This is a genomic window from Phenylobacterium sp., from assembly GCF_004299445.1.
In the GTDB taxonomy this organism is placed as follows: Bacteria; Pseudomonadota; Alphaproteobacteria; order Caulobacterales; family Caulobacteraceae; genus Phenylobacterium.
The window spans coordinates 1-5841 of sequence record NZ_SCTC01000025.1 but is presented as its reverse complement, the minus strand read 5'-3'; the positions used below and the strand labels follow the sequence as shown (position 1 = coordinate 5841).

Annotated in this window: 6 protein-coding genes; 4 read left to right on the top strand and 2 right to left on the bottom strand. The window is 70.5% G+C overall.

Annotated features, from left to right (window positions below; genetic code table 11):
* The 4 genes from EPN98_RS24505 to EPN98_RS06805 form a co-directional block, all read left to right on the top strand.
* On the top strand, nucleotides 1-150 hold a 150-nt coding region (locus tag EPN98_RS24505; RefSeq protein WP_366558463.1), incomplete at its 5' end, for a DUF3604 domain-containing protein.
* A gap of 34 nt (nucleotides 151-184) precedes the next feature.
* Nucleotides 185-2128, top strand: coding sequence for a DUF3604 domain-containing protein (locus EPN98_RS06815; RefSeq protein ID WP_293361842.1), 1944 nt, complete (start codon nucleotides 185-187; stop codon nucleotides 2126-2128).
* Nucleotides 2125-2964, top strand: a complete 840-nt coding sequence (locus EPN98_RS06810) for a peptidylprolyl isomerase (RefSeq protein ID WP_293361840.1) — start codon at nucleotides 2125-2127, stop codon at nucleotides 2962-2964. Before EPN98_RS06815 ends, EPN98_RS06810 begins: the two co-directional genes overlap by 4 nt.
* The gene (locus tag EPN98_RS06805) at nucleotides 2961-3968 is read left to right on the top strand and encodes a HupE/UreJ family protein (RefSeq protein ID WP_293361838.1); all 1008 of its coding nucleotides are present in this window, start codon (nucleotides 2961-2963) and stop codon (nucleotides 3966-3968) included. The genes EPN98_RS06810 and EPN98_RS06805 overlap by 4 nt, the downstream gene beginning before the upstream one ends.
* A gap of 3 nt (nucleotides 3969-3971) precedes the next feature.
* Here the strand turns inward: EPN98_RS06805 and EPN98_RS06800 are convergent, their stop codons facing one another.
* Both EPN98_RS06800 and EPN98_RS06795 read right to left on the bottom strand, forming a co-directional pair.
* Nucleotides 3972-5375, bottom strand: coding sequence for a sulfatase-like hydrolase/transferase (locus EPN98_RS06800; RefSeq protein WP_293361836.1), 1404 nt, complete (start codon nucleotides 5373-5375; stop codon nucleotides 3972-3974).
* 1 nt (nucleotide 5376) lies between these two features.
* Nucleotides 5377-5841: DUF3604 domain-containing protein (locus tag EPN98_RS06795; RefSeq protein WP_293361834.1), on the bottom strand; the 465-nt coding region annotated here is incomplete at its 5' end.

The window sequence follows — 5841 nt, the reverse complement described above, 5'->3', positions numbered from 1 at the left end:
TTCTACTATGTCCGGGTTCTGGAGAACCCGTCCTGCCGGTGGTCGACCTGGGACGCCCTGCGCAACGGCACGCCGCCCAATCCCAAGCTCGCCCCCACCATCATGGAACGGGCCTGGTCATCGCCCATCTGGTACGAGCCGGCGGCATAGAGAAATCGAAGTTCGGGGAGGGAGGGGTTCGATGATGACGAAGAGACGAGCCGCATTGCGCTATGCGGCGCCCGCGGTGGTGGTAGGAGCCCTCGTCGCCGGCGGCGCCATCGGCGCGCAGGCCGTGCAGGAGAAGACCGCGGCGGCCAAGCCCGCGGCGCAAGCCAAGGCAAAAGCCGCACCCAAAGCGCCGTCGGCCGCGGTCCTGCCCGGCCACAATCCGGATCGGAACGCCTACTTCGGCGACCTGCACGTCCACACGTACCTGTCCTTCGACGCCTACATCTTCAACGTCCGCAAGACTCCCGACGACGCGTACCGCTTCGCCCGTGGCGATGCCATCGGTCATGCCGCAGGGTTCGACATCCGGCTGCAAGGCGGTCCGCTGGACTTTGCGGGCGTCACCGACCACGCCGAGTTCATGGGCGCCATCCGCGAGGCGGCCGACCCGCACAGCCCGCTGTCGAAGCTTCCCATCACCCAGGGGCTCTTCTCCACCGACCCCAAGGAGATCGGACAGGCCTTCAACCGCATCGTCACGGGCTTCCGCGACAACAGCCTGCCTGCAGAGTTCAGCGACCCGGCCGTCGCCTCCCGGGCGTGGCGAGAGGTCCAGGACGCCGCCGCCCGCAACAACGCCCCCGGCCGTTTCACGACCTTCATCGGCTATGAATACACCTCGGCGCCTGACGGCCGGAACCTGCACCGCAACGTCATTTTCCGCGGCGCGAACGTGGCCAGTCTGCCCTACACCGCCAACGCCTCGCGCGACCCGGAGAACCTGTGGCGCACGATGGACGGCTGGCGGGCCAAGGGCATCGAGGCGCTGGCCATTCCGCACAATTCGAACGGCTCGGACGGCATCATGTTCGACACGGTTCGGATGAACGGCCAGCCGATCGACAAGGCCTACGCCGACCTGCGGATACGCAACGAGCCGCTGGTCGAGATGACTCAGATCAAGGGCACGTCCGAGACCCACCCGTCGCTGTCGCCGAACGACGAATGGGCCAACTTCGAGATCATGGAGAGCTACATCGGCTCGGCCAACAAGATCACGAAATTCTCGGGGGGCTATGTGCGCCGCGCGCTGCAGGACGGGATCATCTTCCGTGAGAAGGTGGGATCCAACCCGTTCAAGTTCGGCTTCATCGGTTCGTCCGACACCCACAACGCCGCGCCCGGCAGCGTGGAGGAGCCCAACTACTTCTCCAAGACCGGCCGTCCGGATTCGCGGCCGGACCTGCGCGGCTCGACGCCGCCGAACGGCGCGACGACCTGGGAGGGCGTCGACGCGGCCGCGGCGGGCGGCCGCTACCAGGCCTGGGGCGCGTCTGGCCTTGCCGGCGTGTGGGCCGAGGAGAACAGCCGCGATGCGATCTATGCGGCGCTGCGGCGGAAGGAGACGTTCGCCACGTCGGGGCCGCGGATCAAGGTGCGGTTCTTCGCCAGCTACGACTTCCCGGCCGACCTGATGACCCGGCCGGACACGGTGCGCCAGGCCTACGCCCGCGGCGTGCCCATGGGCGGCGACCTGCTGGCCGCCCGGGGTAAGACCCCGCAGTTCCTGGTCTGGGCGGTGCGCGACCCGCGCGCCGGCTACCTCCAGCGGGCCCAGGTGGTGAAGGGCTGGATCGAGAATGGCCAGGCCAGGGAAAAGGTCTTCGACGTGGCCTGCTCGGACGGGCTGCAGGTGGGCGCGGGCGGCCGCTGCCCGGACAATGGCGCGGGCGTGAACATGAAGACCTGCGAGCCCGACCGCTTCAAGGGCGACGTGGAGCTGCGCACCGTCTGGAAGGACCCGGAGTTCAACCCGAAGCAGCGGGCGTTCTACTATGTCCGGGTTCTCGAGAACCCGTCCTGCCGCTGGTCGACCTGGGACGCCCTGCGCAACGGCACGCCGCCCAATCCCAAGCTGGCCCCCACCATCATGGAGCGGGCCTGGTCCTCGCCCATCTGGTACGAGCCGGCGGCATGAACGATGCCGTGCGTTCGGGGCTCTCGCGCGTACTGCGGGAGCCTCTCGTCCACTTCCTGGTGCTGGGCGGGCTGCTCTTCGGCGTGATCGCCTTCGCCAACCATCTGAAGCGTCCGGTGGTGCGGATCGACTCCCAGGAGATCGAGCAGCTGGCCTCCTATTGGGAGCTGCAGAGCCAGCGGCCGCCGACCCGCGAGGAACTCGCGGCCCTGATCCACGAACGCGTCGACGAGGAACTGCTAGCCCGCGAGGCCATCCGTCTGGGACTGGACAAGGGCGACATGATCGTGCGCCGCCGGCTGGCGCAGAAGATGGCCTTCGCCAGCGAGGATGTCGCCGCCCTCTCCGAGCCCGACGAAAAGGCGCTGCAGGCCTACTACGACGCCAATCGCGAGCGCTATGCGACGCCTGGCCGGGTCGCGATGCGGCACGTCTACTTCAGCCGCGACCGCACGGGCGAGACGCCGCAGGCCGCGGCGGCGGCGGCCCTGTCGCGCCTTCAGGCCGGCGGCGAGGCGGCCAGCGACCCGTCGCTGCTGCCCCTGACCTATGCCGACATCGCCGAGGCCGACATCGCCCGGGACTACGGCGCCGAATTCGCGGCCGCGGTCCATAAGGCCCCCGTCGGCGCCTGGGTGGGTCCGGCCCCGTCGGCCTACGGCCTGCACCTGATCCGCGTCGAGCGCCGCCTGCCCACCCAGATCCCGCCGTTGGCAGAGGTTCGCGAGGACGTCCGCGCCGCCTGGCTCGCCGAACGCCGGCAGGAGGAGAACCGCAAGTTCCGCGCAAGCCTGCGCAAGCGCTACAAGGTCGAGATCGCGGGCCTGCCGCAATGAGGGCGTTTGCCGCGGTCTGGCTTGCGCTGGCCGCCCTGTTCGCCGCCTTGACGCCCGCCCAGGCGCATGAGGTGCGCCCGGCTCTGGTGCAGATCCGCGAGACCGGGCCCACAGCCTACGAAGTGGTCTGGAAGCGCCCCGTGGTGGGCGACATGGCGCTGCGCCTGGTGCCCCATCTGTCCGGCGGCGCCCTGGAGAAGCCGCCGACCCTCGAGCAGGCCGCGCCTGGCTATGTGACACGCGTCTGGCGCGTGCGCGATGGTCCGCCCCTGGAGGGACAGGTCCTGGAGGTCGAGGGTCTCTCGCAGAGCGTGACCGACGTGATCGTGCGCGTCACCGCCCGCGACGGCCGCACCCTCGACCATGTGCTGAAGCCGGCCCAGCCGAAGTTCACCCTCAGCCTGGCGCCGGCGGCCGGGGTGGCGGTGCCGGCGTATCTCGTCCTGGGTGTCGAGCACATCCTGATCGGCATCGACCACCTGCTCTTCGTGCTGGGCCTGCTGCTGCTGATCGGACCGAACTGGCGGCTGGTGAAGGCCATCACGGGCTTCACGGTCGCCCACAGCATCACCCTGGCCCTGGCCGCCCTGGGTTACATCAGCTTCCCGTCGGCGGCGATCGAGGCGCTGGTGGCGCTGAGCATCCTGTTCGTCGCGGTCGAACTCATGCCCGCGCGCCGCGCGGCGGGCGGCCTGGCCCAGCGCCGGCCCTGGCTCATCGCGTTCGTGTTCGGCCTGCTGCACGGCATGGCGTTCGCCGGGGTGCTCGCCGACATCGGGCTGCCGCCGGACGCCGCGCCGCAGGCGCTGCTGCTGTTCAACGTGGGCGTCGAGATCGGCCAGCTGGTGTTCATCGGCGCCGTTCTGGGGCTGATGGCGGCGGGGCGCTGGCTGTGGCGGGCGCGCCACTGGACAACGCCGCGATGGGCGGCCCTGGCGCCGGCCTACCTCATCGGCTCATTGTCGGCCTACTGGCTGATCGAGCGCACCCTGGCGGCGATCTGAGAGCTACTCCGGGCCGCCGCCGTACAGCAGGCTGCGCGGGTCGACGGGCTGGCCCCGGACGAAGGCGTCGATCAGGCCCCTGATCTCGCCGGCCTCGGCGCGGCCGGTTCGATTCAGGGAGCCCCATGCCGGTGCGGGCATCCCGGCCGACCACCGCTCCCAGTCCGCCTTCAGGCCGGCCAGGACCTCGGGGCGCGCGCCGGCGAGATCGTTCCGCTCGCCGATATCCTTCGAGAGGTCAAACAACCACCAGCGGTCCTCGGCGCGGACCGCCTTCCACGAACCCGACCGGATCGCGGCCTGCGGTCCCAGCCGCCAGTACAGCGTGCGCCGAGGTGACGTCCCGCCGGCCATGACCGGCGAGAGGTCGACACCGTCCAGTTCGGGCGTGCGAGGCGCTCCGGCCGCCGCCAGCACCGTGGCCGTGATGTCGACGCCCGTTCCCACCGCCGATGACGTCTTCGCCGCCGGCAGCCGGCCGAGCCAGCGGAAGATCGTCGGCACGCGGACGCCGCCCTCCAGCACCGTGCCTTTCACGCCGTTGAGCGGGCCGTTGCGGCTGGTCGTCTGCCAGGTGGGGCCGCCGTTGTCGCTGGTGAACACGATCAGGGTGTCGCGGCCCAGCCCGGCAGCGTCGACCGCGCCGACGATGCGGCCCACGGCGTCGTCCAGGGCCGCCAGCATGGCGAGATAGGCTCTGCGCTTGGGATCGGTCTCGCGGGCGACGCGGGCGAGGTAGGGACTGGTCGACTGGAGCGGCGCATGCACCGCGTTGAACGCGGCGTACAGGAAGAACGGCCGGTCGCGGTTGGCCTCGATGAAGGCGACCGACTCGTCGGCGAAGGCCTCGGTGGTGTGGGCCGGCATCGGCGCGGGCGCCGCGCCGCGCCACATCTCCTTGGCGCCGCTGGCGGCCTCGGACGTGTAGGCCATGGCGCCGCCCAGGAACCCGTAGAACCGGTCGAATCCACGCGCCGTTGGCAGGTTCTCGGGCGTGAAGCCTATGTGCCATTTGCCGACGGCGGCGGTCGCATAGCCCTGCGCCTTCAGCCGCTCGGGCAGCGTGCCGCCGTGGTCCCGCGGCAGGCCGACGGCGGCCGAGTCGTACTGGGCCGGGCCCGGATTGTTCTCAAAGCCGAAGCGATGCTGGTAGCGGCCCGACAGCAGCGCCGCCCGGGCCGGCGCGCAGCTGGGGTGGTTCGAGTAGAAGTCGGTCATCCGCACGCCATCGGCCGCCAGCCGGTCGATGTTGGGCGTTGCCACGTCGCGGGCGCCCTGCACGCCCAGGTCGCCGTACCCCAGGTCGTCGGCCAGGATGATGATGACGTTCGGCTTGCGGCCAGCCGCCATGGCCGGGGCCGCCATGGCCGACCCCAGCAGCAGGGCGAGGAAGCTACGACGCTGCATCCTACGCCGCCGGCTCGTACCAGATGGGCGAGGACCAGGCCCGCTCCATGATGGTGGGGGCGAGCTTGGGATTGGGCGGCGTGCCGTTGCGCAGGGCGTCCCAGGTCGACCACCGGCAGGACGGGTTCTCCAGAACCCGGACATAGTAGAAGGCCCGCTGCTTCGGATTGAACTCCGGGTCCTTCCAGACCGTGCGCAGCTCCACGTCGCCTTTGAACCGGTCGGGCTCGCAGGTCTTCATGTTCACGCCCGCGCCATTGTCCGGGCAGCGGCCGCCCGCGCCCACCTGCAGCCCGTCGGAGCAGGCCACGTCGAAGACCTTTTCCCTGGCCTGGCCGTTCTCGATCCAGCCCTTCACCACCTGGGCCCGCTGGAGGTAGCCGGCGCGCGGGTCGCGCACCGCCCAGACCAGGAACTGCGGGGCCTTCCCCCGTGCGGCCAGCAGGTCGCCGCCCATGGGCACGCC